This window comes from Streptomyces sp. NPDC050509, assembly GCF_044457965.1.
GTDB lineage: Bacteria > Actinomycetota > Actinomycetes > Streptomycetales > Streptomycetaceae > Streptomyces.
Map to the genome: position 1 here is coordinate 37,931 of NZ_JBITHL010000006.1, position 18,630 is coordinate 56,560.

The 18,630-nt window shown below is 69.9% G+C and carries 17 protein-coding genes, 1 pseudogene and 1 riboswitch; of the genes and pseudogenes, 8 read left to right on the forward strand and 10 right to left on the reverse strand.

Annotated elements, in window-relative coordinates:
• Positions 1-49 precede the first annotated feature (49 nt).
• From ACIBJC_RS18375 to bcp, 7 genes and pseudogenes are all read right to left on the reverse strand, one after another.
• Entirely contained in the window at positions 50-715 is a 666-nt protein-coding gene (locus tag ACIBJC_RS18375) for a response regulator (protein ID WP_399293285.1), read from the reverse strand.
• Positions 691-1,929: a sensor domain-containing protein gene (locus ACIBJC_RS18380; RefSeq protein WP_399293288.1), complete on the reverse strand. Its 1,239-nt coding sequence runs from the start codon at positions 1,927-1,929 to the stop codon at positions 691-693. The genes ACIBJC_RS18375 and ACIBJC_RS18380 overlap by 25 nt, the downstream gene beginning before the upstream one ends.
• Positions 1,930-2,203: 274 nt before the next feature.
• Positions 2,204-3,163 carry a TauD/TfdA family dioxygenase gene (locus tag ACIBJC_RS18385; RefSeq protein WP_399293291.1) on the reverse strand — a complete coding sequence of 320 codons (960 nt, stop codon included), beginning with the start codon at positions 3,161-3,163 and terminating at the stop codon, positions 2,204-2,206.
• 172 nt (positions 3,164-3,335) lie between these two features.
• Positions 3,336-3,572: pseudogene (locus tag ACIBJC_RS18390) on the reverse strand (3-deoxy-7-phosphoheptulonate synthase); the annotation flags it as partial.
• 286 nt (positions 3,573-3,858) lie between these two features.
• Positions 3,859-4,848, reverse strand: a complete 990-nt coding sequence (locus ACIBJC_RS18395; RefSeq protein ID WP_399293294.1) for an HNH endonuclease signature motif containing protein — start codon at positions 4,846-4,848, stop codon at positions 3,859-3,861.
• Between the two features lie 116 nt (positions 4,849-4,964).
• Entirely contained in the window at positions 4,965-6,461 is a 1,497-nt protein-coding gene (proP, locus tag ACIBJC_RS18400; protein WP_399293296.1) for a glycine betaine/L-proline transporter ProP, read from the reverse strand.
• Between the two features lie 117 nt (positions 6,462-6,578).
• Positions 6,579-7,046, reverse strand: coding sequence for a thioredoxin-dependent thiol peroxidase (gene bcp, locus ACIBJC_RS18405; RefSeq protein WP_399293299.1), 468 nt, complete (start codon positions 7,044-7,046; stop codon positions 6,579-6,581).
• A gap of 135 nt (positions 7,047-7,181) precedes the next feature.
• On the opposite strand from bcp, the gene ACIBJC_RS18410 reads away from it, so the two are divergent.
• From ACIBJC_RS18410 to sugE, 3 genes are all read left to right on the forward strand, one after another.
• Positions 7,182-7,520 carry a DUF3618 domain-containing protein gene (locus tag ACIBJC_RS18410; RefSeq protein WP_399293302.1) on the forward strand — a complete coding sequence of 113 codons (339 nt, stop codon included), beginning with the start codon at positions 7,182-7,184 and terminating at the stop codon, positions 7,518-7,520.
• A gap of 115 nt (positions 7,521-7,635) precedes the next feature.
• Complete coding sequence (locus ACIBJC_RS18415; protein ID WP_329827408.1) at positions 7,636-7,938, forward strand: co-chaperone GroES; 303 nt, start codon at positions 7,636-7,638, stop codon at positions 7,936-7,938.
• Between the two features lie 86 nt (positions 7,939-8,024).
• Positions 8,025-8,090, forward strand: a riboswitch (guanidine-III (ykkC-III) riboswitch).
• A 34-nt stretch (positions 8,091-8,124) separates the two neighbouring features.
• Positions 8,125-8,445 carry a quaternary ammonium compound efflux SMR transporter SugE gene (sugE, locus tag ACIBJC_RS18420; RefSeq protein ID WP_329826881.1) on the forward strand — a complete coding sequence of 107 codons (321 nt, stop codon included), beginning with the start codon at positions 8,125-8,127 and terminating at the stop codon, positions 8,443-8,445.
• Positions 8,446-8,500: 55 nt separating this feature from the next.
• Here sugE and ACIBJC_RS18425 read toward each other — a convergent pair whose 3' ends face one another.
• Positions 8,501-11,017 (reverse strand): transglycosylase domain-containing protein, encoded by a 2,517-nt coding sequence (locus ACIBJC_RS18425; protein WP_399293305.1) that lies wholly within the window; start codon positions 11,015-11,017, stop codon positions 8,501-8,503.
• A gap of 322 nt (positions 11,018-11,339) precedes the next feature.
• On the opposite strand from ACIBJC_RS18425, the gene ACIBJC_RS18430 reads away from it, so the two are divergent.
• From ACIBJC_RS18430 to ACIBJC_RS18445, 4 genes are all read left to right on the forward strand, one after another.
• The gene (locus ACIBJC_RS18430; RefSeq protein ID WP_399293308.1) at positions 11,340-12,140 is read left to right on the forward strand and encodes an ABC transporter permease; all 801 of its coding nucleotides are present in this window, start codon (positions 11,340-11,342) and stop codon (positions 12,138-12,140) included.
• A 49-nt stretch (positions 12,141-12,189) separates the two neighbouring features.
• On the forward strand, positions 12,190-13,026 hold the full coding sequence (locus tag ACIBJC_RS18435) for an ABC transporter permease (protein ID WP_399294226.1): 837 nt from the start codon (positions 12,190-12,192) through the stop codon (positions 13,024-13,026).
• 70 nt (positions 13,027-13,096) lie between these two features.
• Positions 13,097-14,140, forward strand: coding sequence for an ATP-binding cassette domain-containing protein (locus ACIBJC_RS18440; RefSeq protein ID WP_399293311.1), 1,044 nt, complete (start codon positions 13,097-13,099; stop codon positions 14,138-14,140).
• 49 nt (positions 14,141-14,189) lie between these two features.
• Positions 14,190-14,882: a DUF1707 domain-containing protein gene (locus tag ACIBJC_RS18445; RefSeq protein WP_399293314.1), complete on the forward strand. Its 693-nt coding sequence runs from the start codon at positions 14,190-14,192 to the stop codon at positions 14,880-14,882.
• 162 nt (positions 14,883-15,044) lie between these two features.
• Here the strand turns inward: ACIBJC_RS18445 and ACIBJC_RS18450 are convergent, their stop codons facing one another.
• Complete coding sequence (locus ACIBJC_RS18450; protein ID WP_399293317.1) at positions 15,045-16,406, reverse strand: GDSL-type esterase/lipase family protein; 1,362 nt, start codon at positions 16,404-16,406, stop codon at positions 15,045-15,047.
• 143 nt (positions 16,407-16,549) lie between these two features.
• Here ACIBJC_RS18450 and ACIBJC_RS18455 point away from each other — a divergent pair, with 143 nt between their 5' ends.
• Positions 16,550-18,040: a DUF445 domain-containing protein gene (locus ACIBJC_RS18455; protein WP_399293320.1), complete on the forward strand. Its 1,491-nt coding sequence runs from the start codon at positions 16,550-16,552 to the stop codon at positions 18,038-18,040.
• 236 nt (positions 18,041-18,276) lie between these two features.
• On the opposite strand, the gene ACIBJC_RS18460 is transcribed toward ACIBJC_RS18455, so the two are convergent.
• A complete protein-coding gene (locus tag ACIBJC_RS18460) occupies positions 18,277-18,594 on the reverse strand; it encodes a hypothetical protein (protein ID WP_399293323.1) in 318 nt (105 codons plus the stop codon).
• Positions 18,595-18,630 lie beyond the last annotated feature (36 nt).

Below are 18,630 nucleotides of genomic sequence, written 5' to 3' on the forward strand. Positions count from 1 at the left end.
ACCCGTCGACGCGCAGCCATGTCTTTGACTTACAGGTGAAACTGGGCTGTCAGGAGCGCAGATACGTGAGCACGGCCAGGACGCGGCGGTGGCCGTCGCCTTCGGACAGGCCGAGTTTCAGGAAGATGCTGCCTATGTTCTTGGCGACGGTGGGCTGGCTTACATTCAGCGCCGCTGCGACGTCGGCGTTCGTCTTCCCTTCTGCCATCAGGGCCAGCACCTCCCGCTCCCGCGAGGTGAGCCGGCTCAGCGGCTCGCTCAAGCGCCGGTGTCGCAACAACTGCCGGACGACCTCCGGATCGACGACCGTGCCGCCCGTAGCGACGCACTCGATCGCCGACATGAACTGGGCTACCCCGCCGACCCGGTCCTTGAGCAGGTAGCCGAGGCCGCCCTCGGAGTGCTCGCCGGACTCCAGCAACTCGCACGCGTAGGCCGTCGCGGCGTACTGGGTGAGTACCAGGACCGCGAGCTCCTGGTAGCGGTCGCGCAGTTCCATCGCCGCTCGCAAGCCGTCGTCGTTGAAGTCCGGCGGCATCCGCACATCGGTCACCACGATGTCGGGCCGGTGCTCCTCCACCGCCGTGGCCAGGTCACGGCTGTCACCCACCGCGGCCACCACCTCGTGCCCGAACCTCTCCAGCAGTTCCACGAGTCCTTCTCGCAGCAGGACAGCGTCCTCGGCCAGCACTACGCGGAATCGGGGGTGCGCCACGGAAGCTCCACGACTAGTTCGGTTGGTCCGCCGGGCGGGCTGAACAGCTTGATTCCACCACCCACCACAGCGACGCGATCGGCAAGGCCCTGCAGCCCGCGGCTGTCCTTGGGCAGGGCGCCGCCCACGCCGTTGTCTCCGACGCGCAGCACGAGGTGGTTGCCCTCCCGGCGGCCGGTCACCTGCGCGACGCGGGCGCAGCTGTGCTTCACCACATTGGTGAGCGCCTCCTGCACGGCGAAGTACGCCACCGTCTCCACGGCGGACACGAGGCGCTGCGGAAGGATGATGTCGACATGTACCGGTACCGGGCTCCGGTCGGCGATCTCGGCCACCGCGGCAGCGATACCACGGTCCGTCAGAAGCTGGGGGTGGATTCCGCGGATCAGCTCCCGTAGTTCGGCCAGTACACCCTCGGCCTGCTTGCGGGCCTTGGCCACCAGCCGTGCGCGGTCCGACTGCTCCTCATGGAGACCGTGTTCCAGGAGGCCCAACGTCATGATCAGCCCGACCACCCGCTGCTGCGCGCCGTCGTGCAGGTCCCGCTCGATCCGCTTGCGCTCGGCCTCGAACGCGTCCGTGAGACGGATGCGGGACCGGGTCAGGTCCTGGACGCGGGCGGCGCTCTCGGACTCCCGCGGGGCCAGCAGCAGGCGCACGAACAACATCCGGGCCGCGGCCAGCACGGTGACCGTGTAGGCCGCCGGCAGAAGCAGAGCAAGGCCGAGGAGCACCAGCAGAGCTCGGTCGAGCGGGGTGGAGACGTCCCAGTAGCCGAAGACGATCAGCGGACCGAGGTCGACGAAGGGCTCCAGGAACGGGGCGGCGATGAGGACGAGCACGCTCCCCGCCAGCAGGGCACCGCCGAAGTCGATCAGCGGCAGCACGGCCGTCAGGGCGATCATGTAACTGAACTCACGCCACGTCGCCGCCTCGCCGACGCGGAACTGCAGCCACGCCTTGAGGCCGGGCTCGTCCGGGGCCGTGTGCGGATTGCCAACGGGATCGCTGTCCACCATCCGCAGGCGGAGGCGTTCCGCCGCGGCCACCGGCATGCCGAGCACCGCGGCCAGGAGTATCCACGCGATCAGTTGGGCGTAGCCGGGCAGCTTCTCGGTGAAGAGCATTCCGTTCATCGCCGCGCCCATGATCAAGAACACGACGACTGCTCCGGAGGACAGATAGCCGAGCGCCCGCCACGGCCAGCTGGACATCAGCAATCGACGGGGGGCGAGAGCCAGCGCCTGCTGGCAGCTCAACGGTGTCGCGGCCAGCGGGCGTGCACGCACGGACGCCCGCTGGCCGACCCTCGGATTCGAGGTCAGCAAAGCACTACGTTGATGCAGAGATCCACGGGCCACAGCCAATACCAGCAGGCCTGACGCCCACAAGGCCGAGGCCGTCAACTTTCCCTATGATTCAACATGGTTGACTTTTCAGGGGACGCCGAGAGGTCCCCCTTTCCCGCCCGAACTGCCGGCTGTGGTTTCATACAACGATGCGCGACCGGGTCTCGGTCGCCATGAACACCCGGCGGAGGTCCCGGATCAGGTTGACTCGCTTCAGCCACCGGTCCGTTCCGTCGTACCTCGGCTGGAACGGATCCCGGCCATGCACGACGCGGTAGTTGTCGAGAAAGATCGCGTCGCCGGGTTCCAGAACCACCTTTTCCTGCGCGCTACAGGCGTACCTGTACAGCTCTGCGATGGCCTCCGTAGCGGCGTGGTCGTCCTCGTCCGCGGCGCAGGTGTCGTCGAAGTCGATGCGCAGGTAGCGCGCCTCGGGCGGGCCGAACAAAATTGCGTCCACCTCCGCCGCCCCGCTGGAATGTCCGTGCGGCCCGACGTGTGACTGGTCGGGGCGGTGGTGGAACCGCTTTTCCGACAGGATCCCGGACAACCGCTCAGGCAGGTCGAGCCGGCCGGCACGCACGACGGTGGTGCCGATCCGGTCCCTGTTGCGCAGGCAGTAGAGCGCCACATAGTCACAGCGGCAATGGTGGAAGGCATCCTCGGTGTGCAGCGACAGCGGAGCTGTGCTGCTACCGCTGGTCTCCGAGCGCTCCTTGCCGGGCGCCGGGCACACATCGTGCATGATGCGACCGCTCTGCTGGTTGCCCCAGGCGAACGGCTCGCCGAGGACGGCGCTGCACAGCATGAGCACAATCTCTTCCCGGTGGCCGGCGCTGTTTTTCTGCGCCATGTCCCAACCGGTCGGGGTCGGTTCGAGGTTGTTACTCAGGGGCAGCCCCGACAGCACTGCCAGGTCGGTTTCGTCGGTCTGGATGCGCCGGAAGAACTGGCGGACCCGGATGGGCAGCGACTCCGCCACCGTCTTGGCGTGCGTGACGAAATGGCCCGGGTCCCACTGGCCGTACTCCTCGAGCACGTCGTCGATCAGCCATTCGATCTGCCTGCGCTCGTTGGGTTCGATGACAAGTCTTTTCACAATAACCATCCTTCAGTCCCGCCGGTCGACGGCGTTATCGACATCAGACGTGCAAGGCTTGAGGCGGATTCATATCCATGCCCGATAAACTCGGCTCTTCGATTCTTTCGAAAATGCCGGCACGTAGCCATGTCTTTGACCGACGGGTGAAACTGGGCGGTCAGGCAGTAGGTCAGAGCGGGGTGCCGTCCCGGTACATCTCGGCGAGCAGGAAGGCGAGGTCCAGCGACTGGGCGTGGTTCAGGCGCGAGCCGCAGGCCGTCTTGTAGCGGTGGTGCAGGCCTTCCGCCAAAACGGCATTGCTGCCACCCACGCACTCCGGGACGTCGTCGCCGGTCAACTTCATGTGCATCCCGCCCGGATGTGTGCCCAGGGCCAGGTGCACCTCTACGAACCCGCGGATCGCGTCAGCGGCTGACCCGGCAAGGGTCTCTGCGCAGTCTCCGCCCTGCAGCATCACCGCCTGTCCGCGCGCCGGTCGCGTAGAGACTCGCATTCGGCGGCGAGCGCCGTCGGATCGTCGATGTCGGCGAGCGGCGCGCGACGGGCTGGGCCGCTTCACCTCGGCGATAACCCGTACATCCTCCCCGCGCCGCAGCGGCGGGGCACAGCCACGGGGTACGCCGGGCCGCCGACTGGGCGCGCAGCGTGGACAGCGGGACGCGCGCTCGTCGCCGTGTCATGTCGTCACCTAGCTAGGGCTTCTTCCGGCGGCTACGGCACCACGTGTCCGTCAGCGCGTGGCAGTTCGGGCACAGGTAACGCAGGTTCTGGGCGCGGTTGTCCAACCAGTCGCCGCTGATGTGGTCTATCTGGAGTGTGATCGGCCGGCCCAGCCATGCGCCGGTGTTCCCGCAGGACGCGCAGCGGTACGGGACACCGATCTCTTGCAGTGCCCGGTGCAGCCGGGGTCGGTTGGTGCGAGGGGAGCCTTGCGGCAGGACGACGAGTGTGTCGTCGGCCACGGGTTTCGGTGCGCGCGGTTGTGCTTTTCCCCAGGCGCGCCGCTTGAAGTGACTGGTATCGAGGCCCAGTTGGGCTGCTATCCGCCGAACACGGCGGTGATTCGTGTTGCTCACCTGAAGTCCGAGGGAGCGCATGACATCCGCATAGCTGGAGGCGCCGGATATCGCTTCGCGCAGCGCCGCCTCCGGGATCGCGAGGCGCGCGTTACGGAAATGGGCGGTGCCGATGCCCCGCTCCTTGAGCATGCGGCCGAGCGCCGCGCGCGACCGGCTGTCGTCGGGTACTCCGAGAATGCGGGCTACGCCACGGATGCTGTCGGCGGAGGCAGCGGCGTCCGCCAGTTCGGGGGTGGTGAAAGGCAGTTCGGTCGGGGTGAGATTCATCCCCGGGAAGTGGCTGATGTCGATGCCCGCCGCCTCGATGCGGCGGGCGATGTGCGACAGCGTGCCTGTGGCGGGTGGCACGCCCAGCTTGGCAACGACCTCACGCAGTGTCATGGATGTCGCGGCAGCGGCGGCGATGGCCTCGTCCGGGTACTTCCGCCACGGACTCCGTTGCTTGAAGTGACTGGTGTCGATGCCGAGGTCGGCAACTTTCTGCTGAAGGACGCGGCGCTGCCCGCCACTTGTTCTGAGCCCGAGGCGGCGCATCAGATCCGCCCAGGTCTGCGCATCGGAGACGGCTGTGGCCAGAAGGTCCCGGTCGTAAGGCTCGGGCACGGCTCCCCCTCGGTCCGGCCGCGCGTTCGCGGCGTCGCACTGAGTAACGAACCGGATATCGGACGGTTACGCCATCCGGCGCAGCCGTCCGATATCCGAGCGAGGCGGTGGAGGTGTCAGAACTTGGGTTCCGGGGTCTGGGACTGGACCAGTTCGACCGCTTCTTCGCGGGTCTCCACCGACGGGGGCGAGCCCGTCAGTGGCTTCTGGGCCGTCTCCTTCATGCAGGCCACGGCGATCACGCCCACCAGTGCCGCCGCCATCGCGTAGTACGCCGGCATCAGGTCGTCGCCCGTCAGGCTGATCAGGCCGGTGATGACCAGGGGGGTGGTGCCGCCGAAGAGGGAGGCGGAGAGGTTGTAGCCGACCGACAGGGAGCCGTACCTGACGTTCGTGGGGAAGAGGGCCGGGAGCGCGGCCGACATGGTGCCCAGGAGGCAGACCAGGGAGAGGCCGAGCATCAGCATGCCGGCGACGATCGCGGGGATGCTGCCCTGTTTGATCAGCAGGAAGGCCGGCAGGGAGAGGAAGAAGAAGCCGAGCATGCCGGTCATCAGCAGCGGTTTACGGCCGTAGCGGTCGCTGAGCTTGCCGATCTGGCTGATGATCAGCATCAGCGCGACCATGACGCCCAGCAGGATCAGCAGTCCGTGTGTCTCGCTGTAGCCGAGCTGGTCCGAGAGGTAGGTCGGCATGTACGACAGCAGCATGTAGTCGGTGATGTTGTACGCGCCGACGAGGGCGATGCACAGGATCAGCGACGGCCAGTACTGGCGGAAGATCTTGGCGAGGTCGTCCTTGGTCGTGGCCTCGACCGTGTCGGCCGCCTCGGAGGCGTGTGCGCTCTCCGCCTCCAGCTTCTGGAAGGCGGGCGTTTCGTCGAGGCGCAGTCGCAGGTAGAGGCCGACGAGTCCGAGCGGGCCGCCGACGAGGAACGGTACGCGCCAGCCCCAGGCCTCCATCGAGTCGGAGCCGAGGATCGCGGTGAGTGCGGTGACCAGGCCGGCGGCGCCGACGTACCCGGCGAGGGTGCCGAATTCGAGGAAGCTGCCGAAGTAGCCGCGGCGCTTGTCGGGGGCGTACTCGGCGATGAAGGTGGACGCGCCGCCGTACTCGCCGCCGGTGGAGAAGCCCTGGACCAGGCGGAAGAGGATCAGCAGTGCCGGGGCCCAGAGGCCGATCGTGGCGTATGAGGGGATCAGGCCGATGGCGAAGGTGCCGACGGCCATCAGCATCATGGTCAGCGCCAGGATCTTCTTGCGGCCGAGCCTGTCACCCAGAGGGCCGAAGAACATTCCTCCGAGTGGCCGGACGAGGAAGGCGACGGCGAAGGTCGCGAACGACGAGAGCAGCTCGATCGTGGGGTTTCCGGACGGGAAGAAGACATGGCCGATGGTGACGGCGAGGTAGCTGTAGATACCGAAGTCGAACCACTCCATGGCGTTGCCCAGGGAGGCGGCTTTCACGGCACGCTTGACCGCTTGGTCGTCGGTGACGGTGATGTCGGACCGGCGCAGTTTGGGGTTCTTCCGCTGTTTGACGGCGCGGAAGAGGGCGGGGTGACGTTTGACCGCTGCGGGGTCGGCCACCTCTTCGTGTTCCTGGCCGGCCATGGCGCGGTTCCTTTCCTTGGAGTGACTCGGGGTGAAGCAGTCCAGGGGAACCTTCTGCACGATGGCGCGGGATGCAAACCGAAGTCCCACGGAAGTGGGACTTCGGTCACAGTTCCGTCAGATGCCGAGATCCTTGATGATCTTCGCTACGTGGCCTGTGGCCCGCACGTTGTAGAACGCGTGCTCGACCTTGCCGTTTTCGTCGACGACGATCGTGGAGCGGATCACGCCGGTCACGGTCTTGCCGTACATCTTCTTCTCGCCGAAGGCGCCGTAGCGCTCCAGGACCTCCTTGGACGGGTCGCCGACCAGGGTGACCTTCAGGTTCTCCTGCTCGCGGAACTTCGCCAGCTTCTCCGGCTTGTCCGGGGACACGCCGATGACGTCGTACCCGGCCCCGGCGAGCAGGTCGAGGTTGTCGGTGAAGTCGCAGGCCTGCTTGGTGCAGCCGGGGGTGAGCGCGGCGGGGTAGAAGTAGACGATGACCTTGCGGCCCTGGTGACCGGCGAGCGAGACGTCCTTGCCGTCCGCGTCGGGCAGGGTGAAGGCGGGGGCGGTGTCGCCGGGGGTGAGTCGCTCGCTCATGGTTCTCCTCCGAGGTCGGGCGGGGTGCCGGTGGTATGCGCCTGAGCGTAATCGGGGGTGCCGTCGGGTGAGGTCGAGGTGGAGCTGACACACTGTCGCTCAAGGACTACCGGACACGACGACGGAGGCAGCGCGGTGTCGGATTCCAGGACCCCGGCGCAGATCGAGGCGGACATCGTCCGCAGGCGCGGGCAGCTCGCCGAGACGCTGGACGAGATCGGGGTGCGGGTGCACCCGAAGACGATCGTCGGCGACGCGAAGGCCAGGGTGGCCTCCACGGTGGATCAGACGGCCGGGCGGGCGTTCGTCGCCGTGAACAGGACGGTGGCGGGTGTGCGCGCGTCGTTCGTCGGTGAGGACGGCGGGCCCCGGCTGGAGCGGGTGGTGCCGGTGGCGCTGCTCGCGGTGGGTGTGGTCGGGCTGCTCGTGATGGCGGGCAGGCCGGCGAAGGTGGCGAAGCGCCGGAAGAGGTGAGTGTTCCCGCGGCGGGTCCGTGTCACCCCTCTGGCGTACGGGAGCGCCGCGGGCAGGTAGGTTCTGGGGCGTGAGCGAGAACTCCCCCAGCCAACACGACAAGCTGCCCATCCGGATGCTGCACGACCGCGTGCTGGTCAGGACCGATATTCCGGAGGGTGAGCGGCGTTCGTCCGGCGGCATCCTCATTCCGGCGACGGCGGAGGTCGGCCGGCGGCTGGCCTGGGCGGAGGTGGTGGCCGTGGGGCAGAACGTCCGTACGGTGACGCCGGGGGACCGGGTGCTGTACGACCCCGAGGACCGGGCCGAGGTCGAGGTGCGCGGGGTGGCGTACGTCCTGATGCGGGAGCGCGATCTGCACGCGGTCGCCGCCGACCGGTTCGAGGGTTCCCAGGACTCGACCGGGCTCTATCTGTAGGCAGTGCTCTGTGGACGGTGGTCTGTAGGCACCGGCCCGCATCCACCGGCCCGCATCCACTGGCCCGCATCCACCGGCGCCGCGGCGTTTGCTACGTTGGGGAGGAACCCGACGAGACGCGCCGTACCGGGGTAATCGAAAGACGACGCACCTGTTGTCCGTGCTTTCTGTGCCGGAGGTGCCGTCATGGCGTGGGTTCTGTTGGTCGTCGCGGGTCTGGTCGAGGTCGCCTGGTCGATCGGGATGAAGTACACCGAGGGGTTCACGCGGCTGTGGCCGAGCCTGTTCACGGGTGCCGGGATCGTGGTGAGCATGGTGCTGTTGGCGCAGGCGGCCAAGACGCTGCCGATCGGTACGGCGTACGGCGTGTGGGTCGGTATCGGCGCGGCCGGTGCGGCGGTGCTGGGCATGGTGGTGCTGGGGGAGCCGGCGTCCGCCGCCCGGATCTTCTTCGTCTCGCTGCTGGTGGTGGCCGTGGTGGGGTTGAAGGTCACGTCCGGTCACTGAGGCCGGATCGCTGAGGCCGGATCACTGAGGCCGGACAGGCCCGGACGAGATCCACCTAGAGGTTGCCGGGGTCCTGTTGCGGGGTGGGCGGCGGGCCCTGTCCCGCCGTGCCGCCTGTGGTGACCGTGCCGTCCGTGGCCCCGGTGGCTCCCGTACCGCCGGTGCCGTCCCCGCCCGCGATGTCTCCCGTACCGCCGGTGGACGGCCCCTCGTCGGCGGTTCCGCCGGTCGTCGCGCCGCCTCCCGTGGTCGTCGTACCGCCGCCGGTGCCGTCCGTGCCGCCCGGTGTCCGGCCCTGGCCGGGGGGCGGGCTCTGGGCTCCGCCGGTGGAGCCGGTGGTGGTGGCGCCACCCGTTCGGCCCTGTGACTGACCCTGAGTCTGCCCCTGGGTCTGTCCCTGACTCTGCCCCTGGGTGCTGGGCCGCGGCGAGGCGCTGCCCGGTGTGCTGGGGTCCGGGGACTCCGGCTGGTCCGGGGAGGCCGTCTCGGTCGATCCGGCCTCCACCTGGAGGTCGAAGTCCTGTACGGGGGTGGACCGCAGGGCGTTCGCGGTGTACTCGCCCCAGATCTGGGCGGGCGCGCCCCCGCCGTTGATGCGGGCCTGCCCGAGGGCCCCGTACAGCGGCTTCTGCTGGGCCGTCTTGGGGTCGGCGCCCATGACCGCGACGACCGTGGCCAGGTTCGGGGTGTATCCGGCGAACCACGCGGCCCGGTCCTCCTCGGCCGTGCCGGTCTTGCCGGCGGCGGGTCGGCCCGCGGACCGGGCGGCGGTTCCGGTCCCGCCGTCGACGACGCCGCGCAGCATGGCGGTGGTGGTGTCGGCGGCCTCGCGGCTGACGGCCTGTGTGGTGGTCCGCGCGGGCAGGGTGATGTCCGTGCCGTTCTTGGTGATCTTGGCGACGAGTGTGTACGGGGTGCGTTCGCCGTGGTGGGCGAGGGTCGCGTACGCCTGGGTCAGGTCGAGGACGCTCGCGGTGGCCGGGCCGAGGGCGATGGAGGGGGAGGCGGTGAGGTCGGGGGTGTCGGCGGGGATGCCGAGCGCGACGGCGGTGTTCCTGACGGTGGCGGGGCCGACGTCCTCGGCGAGTTGCGCGTACACGGCGTTGACGGATTTGTCGGTGGCGGTCCTGACGGTGATGGGGCCGTAGTCGACGTCGTCCTCGTTGTCCGGGGCGTAGCCGGTGGGCCCGTCGGGGCCTTCGACCATGCGTCCGGTGTCGCCGTCGTAGACGGTGTTGGGGGTGATGGGCCGGCCGTCCTGGGTTTCGGAGCCGTTCTGGACGGCGGAGGCGAAGACGAACGGTTTGAAGGTGGAGCCGACCTGGTAGTCGCGGCGGGTCGCGTTGTTGACGTACTGCTTCGTGTAGTCGATGCCGCCGTACATGGCGACCACGTGGCCGGTGCCGGGGGCGATGGAGGCGCCGCCGACGCGGATGTTGCGGTCGGCCGCGCGGGAGCTGTCGAGCTGGGAGGTGACCTGGTTGTCGACGGCCTTGACCAGGGCGTTCTGCTTCTTGCGTGCCAGGGTGGTGGTGATCCGGTAGCCGCCGGTGGCCAGTGTGTTGGCGTCGATGATGTGGTGGCTGGTGAGGTAGTCGCCGACGGCCTGGACGAGGTAGCCGCGCTGTCCTGAGAGGCCGGTGGCGGCGGATCTGACGGGTCCTGGTGTGGGGAACTTCAGGGTGGCGCGGGTGCGGGCGTCGAGCCACTTCTCCTTGACCATGCCGTCGAGGACGTAGTTCCAGCGGGCTTCGGCGGCGGGCTTGTTCTCGGGGTGGAGGACGACGTCGAACTCGCTGGGCGCGTTGAGGAGCGAGGCCAGATAGGCGCCCTCCGCCGTGGTGATGTCCTCGACGTCCTTGCCGTAGTAGGCCTGTGCGGCGGCCTGGATGCCGTACGCGTTCCGGCCGAAGAAGCTGGTGTTCAGATAGCCCTGGAGGATCTGTTCCTTGGTCTCCTCGCGGTTGAGTTTGATCGCGATGAAGAACTCCTTGGCCTTGCGGGCGATCGTCTGTTCCTGGCCGAGGTAGTAGTTCTTGACGTACTGCTGGGTGATGGTGGAGCCGCCTTGGGTGCCCTTGCCGGTGGCGGTGTTCCAGGCGGCGCGGATCATGCCCTGCGGGTCGACGGCGGGTTCGTTGTAGAAGCCGCGGTCCTCGGCGGCGAGCACGGTTCGCTGTACGGTCCTGGGCACCTGGGCGAGTTGGACGTTCTCGCGGTTGATGTCGCCGTCGCGGGCGATCTCCGTGCCGTCCGCGTACAGGTACACGTTCGACTGGGCGGTGGCCGTGGCGTTGGCGGCGGGGATGTCGACGAGCTTGTAGCCGAGGGCGAAGCCGCCGATGAGGAGGAGCGCGCAGAACAGGAGCGCGCCGAGTGTCATGCGCCAGGTCGGGAGGAGCCCGCGCGGGCCGGTACGGCGGCGCCGCTCGGCCTCCTTCCGGGCCCGCTTCCTCGCCTGCTTGTCCGCCCTCTTGTCGCCAGTGCCGCCGGTGCGGTCGTCGGGGCCCGGCGGGGTGGGTGCCGAGGCGTCTCGCGGGGCCCAGCCCTGCCGCTGCGGCTCGTCGTTCATGTGCGTGGAGACTCCTCGGCCGTGGCCGAAGGTTGACTCTCCGGCATAACGGTGTCGTATCAGGCTATTCGTAACGCAGGCATAAGAAACGCTGCGCAGTCCTATGAAACACGGCCAGAACGGCGACAGGGGGACGAGAGGGTGCGCGGGCGGGCCGGATTATTCGGTCGCGGCGGCGCGGCGGACAGGGCTAGGGTCGTGCGCTTTGGTGCCTGCGGCCGTCGGCCCTGGCGCCCGCAGTCGTTGTCCGGCGTCCGGCAGGCGTCCCGTCGACGGACGACCGGCGTCCGACCGGCATTCGAAGAGAGAGAAAGGGGCCTTCGTGCGGCTCTACTTAGCGGTGGCCGCGGGAGGGTTCCGGCGTCACGCGACGTACCGGGTGGCCACCGTGGCCGGGATGTTCACCAACACCGTGTTCGGCTTCATCATCGCGTACACGTACATCGCGCTCTGGGACGAACGGCCGCAGCTCGGGGGTTACGACCTCTCCCAGGCCGTCACCTTCGTATGGCTCGGCCAGGCACTGCTGATGACCTGCGCCATGATGGGCGGCGGCTTCGAGGACGAGCTGATCGAGCGCATCCGTACCGGCGACATCGCCGTCGACCTCTACCGGCCCGCCGACCTCCAGCTCTGGTGGCTCGCCGGGGACCTGGGGCGCGCGATCTTCCATCTGCTGGGGCGCGGCATCGTGCCGATGGCGATCGGCTCGCTCGCCTTCGACCTGGCGATGCCGGGTTCACCGCTGGTCTGGGCGGCCTTCCTGCTGTCCGTGCTGCTCGGGGTGGTCGTCAGCTTCGCGCTCCGCTATCTCGTCGCGCTCTCCGCGTTCTGGCTGATGGACGGCGCGGGCGTGGCGCAGATCTCGTTCCTGGCGGGGACGTTCTTCTCCGGGCTGCTGCTGCCGCTCACCCTCTTCCCGGGGGCGCTGGGGGAGATCGCGCGGGCGCTGCCCTGGTCCTCACTGCTCCAGATCCCGGCGGACGTGTTCCTCGGCCGGCGCACCGGGTGGGACCTGGTGGGGGCGTACGCGTTCCAGGCGTGCTGGGCGGCGGGGCTGCTGGTGGCCGGGCGGCTGCTCCAGACCGTGGCGACGAGGAGGGTGGTGGTCCAGGGTGGCTGACGAGACGCTCGCGGAGGGATCCGTGGCGGAGAGAGAGGGACACGCGGAGCTGTGGATTCCGCGGACCTCGCGCGCGGCGGCCCTGCGGGACGGGCTGCGGGCGTACGGCCTGATCGTCGCCATGTGGATGCGTTCCACGATGGCGTACCGCGCGTCCTTCGTGATGACGGCGCTCGCCAACTTCGCGGTGACCGCCTTCGACTTCGTGGCGATCCTGCTGATGTTCACGCACGTGGACACCCTGGGCGGCTACGCGCTGCCCGAGGTGGCCTTCCTGTACGGGACGTCCGCCACGGCCTTCGGCCTCGCCGATCTGCTCCTCGGCTCGATGGACCGGCTGGGCCGCCGGGTGCGCGACGGGACGCTCGACACGCTGCTGGTGCGGCCCGTTCCCGTACTGGCGCAGGTGGCGGCCGACCGGTTCGCGCTGCGCCGGCTCGGCCGGGTCGTGCAGGGGCTGCTGGTGCTGGGCTACGCGCTGCTCGCGCTGGACATCGACTGGACGGCCGTACGGGTGCTGATGATGCCGATGATGCTGATCAGCGGGGCGGCGATCTTCGCTTCGGTGTTCGTGGCGGGCGCGGCGTTCCAGTTCTGGGCGCTGGACGCCGCCGAGGTGCAGAGCTCGTTCACCTACGGCGGGACGACGCTGCTGCAGTACCCGCCGACGGTCTTCGCGAAGGACCTGGTGCGCGGGGTGACGTTCGTGGTGCCGCTGGCCTTCGTCAACTGGATCCCGGCGCTGTACGTGCTGGGCCGGGAGGCCCCGCTGGGGCTGCCGGACGCGGTGGCGTTCCTGCCGCCGGTGGTGGCGTGCGGGTGCTGCGCGCTGGCGGGGGTGGTGTGGCGGGTGGGGCTGCGGGCGTACCGCAGTACGGGGAGCTGAGGAGCGAACCTGCCGAACCGGGTCGGAAGAGAAGCGAAGAGAAGTGAAGAGAAGTGAAGAGGGCGCACGGATGACGACGGACCAAGGCGACGACGACGGAGAAGGCAACGGCAACGGCAACGGCGACGGCGACGGCGACGGCGACGCGTCGCGTTTCATCGAGCTGGACGGTGTGGAGAAGGTCTTCGACGTCCGCCGTAAAACGGGTCGGCTGCGTCGCGAGAAGTACCAGGTGCGGGCGGTCGACGGCATCAGCTTCCGGGTGTCGCGCGGCGAGATGGTCGGCTACATCGGCCCGAACGGCGCCGGGAAGTCCACCACCATCAAGATGCTCACGGGCATCCTCACCCCGAGCGGCGGCAGGCTGCGGGTCGCGGGCATCGACCCGTCGCGGGAGCGTACGCGGCTGGCGCACCGTATCGGGGTGGTCTTCGGGCAGCGCACCACGCTCTGGTGGGACCTGCCGCTGATCGACTCGTACCGGTTGATGCACCGGATGTACCGGGTCCCGGACGCGCGGTTCCGGGCCAATCTGGAGCGGTGCGTGGAGCTGCTGGATCTGGGGGAGTTGCTGGACGTACCGGTACGGCAGCTCTCGCTCGGCCAGCGGATGCGCGGCGACATCGCGGCGGCGCTGCTGCACGACCCGGAGGTGCTGTATCTGGACGAGCCGACGATCGGGCTCGACGTGGTCTCCAAGGCGAAGGTGCGGCAGTTCCTGCGCGACCTGAACGCGGAGCGCGGGACGACGGTGCTGCTGACGACCCACGACCTGACCGACATCGAGCAGCTCTGCCGGCGCGTGATGGTCATCGACCACGGGCGGCTGCTGTACGACGGGGCGCTGGCCGGGCTGCACGAGGTGGGGGAGAGCGAACGGACGCTCGTCGTCGACCTGGAGCGGGAACTGCCGCCGATCGACATGGTGGCGTTGGGCGCGCGAGTGGTGAAGGTGGAGGGGCCGCGGCAGTGGCTGGCGTTCCCGGCGACGGAGTCGGCGGCGCCGCTGGTGGCGCGGATCGCGGCGGAGTATCCGCTCGTGGACCTCTCGGTGCGGGAGCCGGACATCGAGTCGGTGATCGCCACGATGTACGCGGAGCGAACAACCGTGTGAACCGAACGCCTGTGTGACGTGGGCCTCAAGGGGTGGCTACTCTGCTCCCATGACGAGTGAACGGCCTGAGACGCGTGCCTCCGACGCCGAGCGCGAGCAGGTGGCGGAGCGGCTGCGGGAGGCGATGGCCGAGGGTCGGCTCACGATGGAGGAGTTCGACGAGCGCCTCGGCGTGGCCTACCAGGCGCGTACGCACGGTGAGTTGGTGCCGCTGGTACGGGACCTGCCCGCGCCGGGGACGACCACGGACGTGGCGCGCACCGCCGACCGGGAGACCGCCCCGGGCGTCTGGGCCGACCGTATCGGCCGCGAACCGGCCACGTCCAAGGGCGCGTTCGCGTTCTGGGGCGGCTTCGGCCGCAAGGGGACGTGGACGGTGGGCCGGAAGTTCACGGCGGTCGTCTTCCAGGCGGGCGGCGAGATCGATCTGCGCGATGCGCGGTTCGAGGACCGCGATGTGGTGATCCGCTGCTTCACGATCATGGGCGGGGTCCATGTCACCGTCCCGCCGGACCTGGACGTCGAGGTCAGGGGCTTCGGCCTGATGGGCGGCTTCGGCGAGGCGGGCCGCGACGACGCGGCGGTGAGCCCCGGTTCGCCGCGCGTGATCGTCACCGGGTTCGCGCTGATGGGCGGGGTCGGGGTGGAGCGGAAGATCCGGGAGGCGGAGAAGCGCCGGCTCAAGGAGGAGCGCAAGCGCCAGCGTCTGGAGAAGAAGACGGACCGCGGGGAGCTGGAGTGAGGCGGGGGCGGGGGCGCCCGTAAGCCGGCAGTCGGCATTTCGCGGGGCGGCGCCCGTAAGCCGACCCGGCGGAGGGGACGGTTCCGTACCGCTCCCTCCTGCCGTCCCCGCTCCCGCCTCCTCCTGCCGTCCCCGCCCCGCTTCCTCCCGCGCGGCTTCCCGCTACAGCGCGGCGGGCGCCTTCGTCTCCAGGAGCTCCAGGTCGAGTGCGCGGCCCATCGCCCGGTACCCGGCGTCGCTGGGGTGCAGGCCGTCGCCCGCGTCGTACAGCGGCCTGATCCGGTGGGGGGCGTACGGGTCGCGCACCACCCGGTCGAAGTCCACGACGTCGTCGAAGACACCGCCCGCCCTGATCTCCGCGTTGACCCGTTCCCGTACGGACTCGTTTTCCGCGGTGTAGCCGCGGTGCGCGCCGAACGGCGTCAGCGTCGAGCCGATGACGCGCAGCCCGCGCGTGTGCGCCTGCCGGGTCATCTCCCTGAGCCCGGCGGTGATCCTGGCCGGGTCGCGCTCCTGGCCGCGCAGGATGTCGTTGACGCCGAGGTCGATGACGACGGTCCGTACCCCCGCGCGGTCGAGGACGTCGCGCTGGAAGCGGGAGACGCCGCTCTCGCCCTTGCGGTCCTGTACGGAGTCCTGGAGGACCGTGTTGCCGCCGATGCCCTCGTTGAGCACGCCGATGTGCCGGCCGCTCAGCCGGTCGGCGAGGATGTCCGGCCAGCGGCTGTTCGCGTCGGTACGGGAGCCCACGCCGTCGGTGATCGAGTCGCCGAAGGCGACCACCGCCCCCCGCGACTCGCGGTTCTGCACATCGACGGCGGTCAGGTAGCGCCAGACCTTGCTCGGCTCGGTGTACACGGCCCCGGAGGGGTCCTGCGTACGGTCGCCGTCGGCGAGGTACGAGGTCTGGAGCGCGGACGGGTGGTACGTGACGGGCCCGCCCGCGACCGGGGTGAAGAGCGTGACCAGCAGATCACCGTCGTACGGGACGCGCAGCGCCACCGGATCGCTGATGAGCTGCCCGCCGGCCGGTATGGTCACGGCCGCGCGCCCGTTGAAGGAGAGCTGCCGCAGCGTCCCGTCGACCGCGCGCGGGCCGCCCGCGCCGACCGCGACGGAGGCATGGCCGATCACGAGGGGGCGCGGGCTGTAGAGGTTGGAGAGGGTGACCCGGGCGCTGGTGCCGCCGATGCTGGTGTGCACGACGTTACGGATGGAACGCCCGGGGTGGCCGTACGGCATCCCCGTCTCGACCCCGGCCGGAGCCGTGGCCCACGTTCCGGTCCAGGCGTCGGCGGAGGCGGGCGCGGCCCGGCCGGGCGGCGGGTTCTGGCCGCGCGGCCCTCCCGTACCCGTACCCGTACCGCTCGTGGCTGCTGTGCTGTTCGCGCTGTCGGCACCGGCGTCGGCACCGGTGTCCGAGCCGGTGGCCAGCAGGCCGAACCCGCCGAATATGGCGGCGCACACCAGCGCCACCACCCCTATGAGCCCCCCGAGCAGGGCAAATCCGCGATGTCTGTTCATGGCCCCGTATCCCCTCACCCCTGCGTACAGAACAATCATCCGGCATCGCGCCGGGAACTCGACGTGCGCCCCGGGAGTACGAGAGGAAGGGACAATGTGTACGAGTGGGTCGGTCGTGTGGCGTACGTGGACGGGTGGAGCGGATGGAACGTACGGATCCGGATAAATCGGCTCCGGGCAAGGAGCTGACGGCGGGGCCCTCCGGGCCCCCCGGAGCGTCCGGGGCCCCTGGGACTTCCGGGGCGTCCGGGGCGTCCGGGGCGTCCGGGGCGTCCGGGGCGTCCGGACCACCCTCCGGGGCTCCCGGGGCGTCCGCCGGTGGGGCCCCCGGTGCTCCCGGGGGGTCGCCGGGGCGCCGCTCGGGGCTGCCCGGGTTCTCCTACACGGCCGCCGACGAGGAGAAGCGGCGCGGCGTACGCCGTATGAAGACCACCGCCACCGGCCTGCTCGTCTTCGTCGCCCTGGTCTTCGTCCTCGCCACCTGGGCGAAGAACTCCGGTGCCGGCCCCTGGGCCGGTTACGTCGCCGCTGCGGCCGAGGCCGGCATGGTCGGCGCGCTGGCCGACTGGTTCGCGGTGACGGCGCTCTTCCGGCACCCCCTCGGCCTGCCCATCCCGCACACCGCGATCATCCCGAACAAGAAGGACCAGCTCGGCGCCTCGCTGGGCTCCTTCGTCGGGGAGAACTTCCTCTCCGCCGATGTCGTGAGGACCCGGCTGCGCGCCCTCGGCATCGGCGGCCGGCTCGGTACCTGGCTCGCCCAGCCCGACCACGCCGACCGTGTCACCGCCGAGCTGTCCACGGCGCTGCGCGGCGCCCTCACCGTGCTGCGGGACTCGGACGTCCAGGCCGTCGTCGGTGAGGCGATCACCCGCCGCGCGGACGCGGCGGAGATCGCGCCGGGCATCGGGAAGACGCTGGACAAGATCGTCGCGGACGGTGCCCACCACCGGGCCGTCGACCTGATCTGCGCGCGGGCGCACGACTGGCTGGCGGAGCACGGCGACTCGGTCATGGACGCGGTCCAGGGCGGGGCGCCGGGATGGACGCCGCGGTTCGTGGACCGCAGGATCGGGGACCGCGTCTACAAGGAACTGGTGCGCTTCGTCACCGAGATGCGCGACATGCCGACGCATCCGGCGCGCGGCGCGATCGACCGCTTCCTGCGGGACTTCGCCGCCGACCTCCAGTCCGACACGGAGACCCGGGCGCGCGTCGAGCGGCTGAAGTCGGAGCTGCTGGCGCGGCCCGAAGTGCAGGACATCATCGCCTCGGCCTGGTCCTCCGTACGCGGAATGATCATCTCGGCGGCCGAGGACGACCGCAGCGAGCTGCGCCTGCGCGCCCGTGCCTCGCTGCTCTCGCTGGGCGGCCGGCTGGTGACGGACGACCGGCTCCAGGGGAAGCTCGACGGGTGGATCGAGGACGCGGCGGCGTACGTCGTCTCCACGTACCGGGGCGAGATCACCTCGCTGATCTCGGACACCGTCGCGAGCTGGGACGCCGCCGACACGTCGAAGAAGATCGAGGCGAACATCGGCCGGGACCTTCAGTTCATCCGGATCAACGGCACGGTGGTCGGCGCGCTGGCCGGTCTGCTGATCTACACGGTGTCGCACGCGCTGGGCGCCTGAGGGCCGGGCGCCTGAGGGCCGGGGCCCCGGCCGGTGCCCGGCGCAGGCGTGAAAAAGTGCTGGGCGCGTGTACCGGACCCTGTCGTCCGTTCACGCGCCCAGCCACCATGGGGGAGTTGCCGTTAAGTACGCGGCCCGGCCCCGGGGTGTTCAACAGCTCCGAAAAAACTTTTCTGCGGTTTCTGAGGCCCGTTCCGGAACCGGGCTCACGCGCTCCCGCGCCGCGTGACCCCGGCTCACGCGCTCCCGCGCCGCGTGACCGCCCAGGACGTGGCCGCCACCGCGCCCGCCACCGTGAAGACCGCGGGCCAGGCACCGACCTTCCTGGCCAGGGGGTGCGATCCGGCGAAGGCCGCGACGTACAGCGTGGTCAGCCCCACCGCGGTCCCCGTCCCGCCGGTACGGTGCCACTCGCGCGCGGCGACGGCCCCGGCGGCGGCGAGCGCGACCCCGCCGAGGGGGCGCTTCTTCGTCCACCGGGCGACCCCGTATCCGCCGACGAGCCCGCCCGCCGCCACGGCCGCCGCCGGGATCCTCGCTGTTGCCGCCGCCATGACCGCCACCTTTCGTCGTCCTGTCCGGTCGAGCGT

Coding starts and splice junctions, on each gene's coding strand:
- ACIBJC_RS18415 (WP_329827408.1), top strand. CDS start 7,636: ATGCTGCACGACCGCGTGCTGGTCAGGACCGATATTCCGGAGGGTGAG.
- ACIBJC_RS18450 (WP_399293317.1), bottom strand. CDS start 16,406: ATGAACAGACATCGCGGATTTGCCCTGCTCGGGGGGCTCATAGGGGTG.
- proP (WP_399293296.1), bottom strand. CDS start 6,461: ATGGCCGGCCAGGAACACGAAGAGGTGGCCGACCCCGCAGCGGTCAAA.
- sugE (WP_329826881.1), top strand. CDS start 8,125: ATGGCGTGGGTTCTGTTGGTCGTCGCGGGTCTGGTCGAGGTCGCCTGG.
- ACIBJC_RS18380 (WP_399293288.1), bottom strand. CDS start 1,929: ATGTCCAGCTGGCCGTGGCGGGCGCTCGGCTATCTGTCCTCCGGAGCA.
- ACIBJC_RS18460 (WP_399293323.1), bottom strand. CDS start 18,594: ATGGCGGCGGCAACAGCGAGGATCCCGGCGGCGGCCGTGGCGGCGGGC.
- ACIBJC_RS18445 (WP_399293314.1), top strand. CDS start 14,190: ATGACGAGTGAACGGCCTGAGACGCGTGCCTCCGACGCCGAGCGCGAG.
- ACIBJC_RS18425 (WP_399293305.1), bottom strand. CDS start 11,017: ATGAACGACGAGCCGCAGCGGCAGGGCTGGGCCCCGCGAGACGCCTCG.
- bcp (WP_399293299.1), bottom strand. CDS start 7,046: ATGAGCGAGCGACTCACCCCCGGCGACACCGCCCCCGCCTTCACCCTG.
- ACIBJC_RS18440 (WP_399293311.1), top strand. CDS start 13,097: ATGACGACGGACCAAGGCGACGACGACGGAGAAGGCAACGGCAACGGC.
- ACIBJC_RS18455 (WP_399293320.1), top strand. CDS start 16,550: ATGGAACGTACGGATCCGGATAAATCGGCTCCGGGCAAGGAGCTGACG.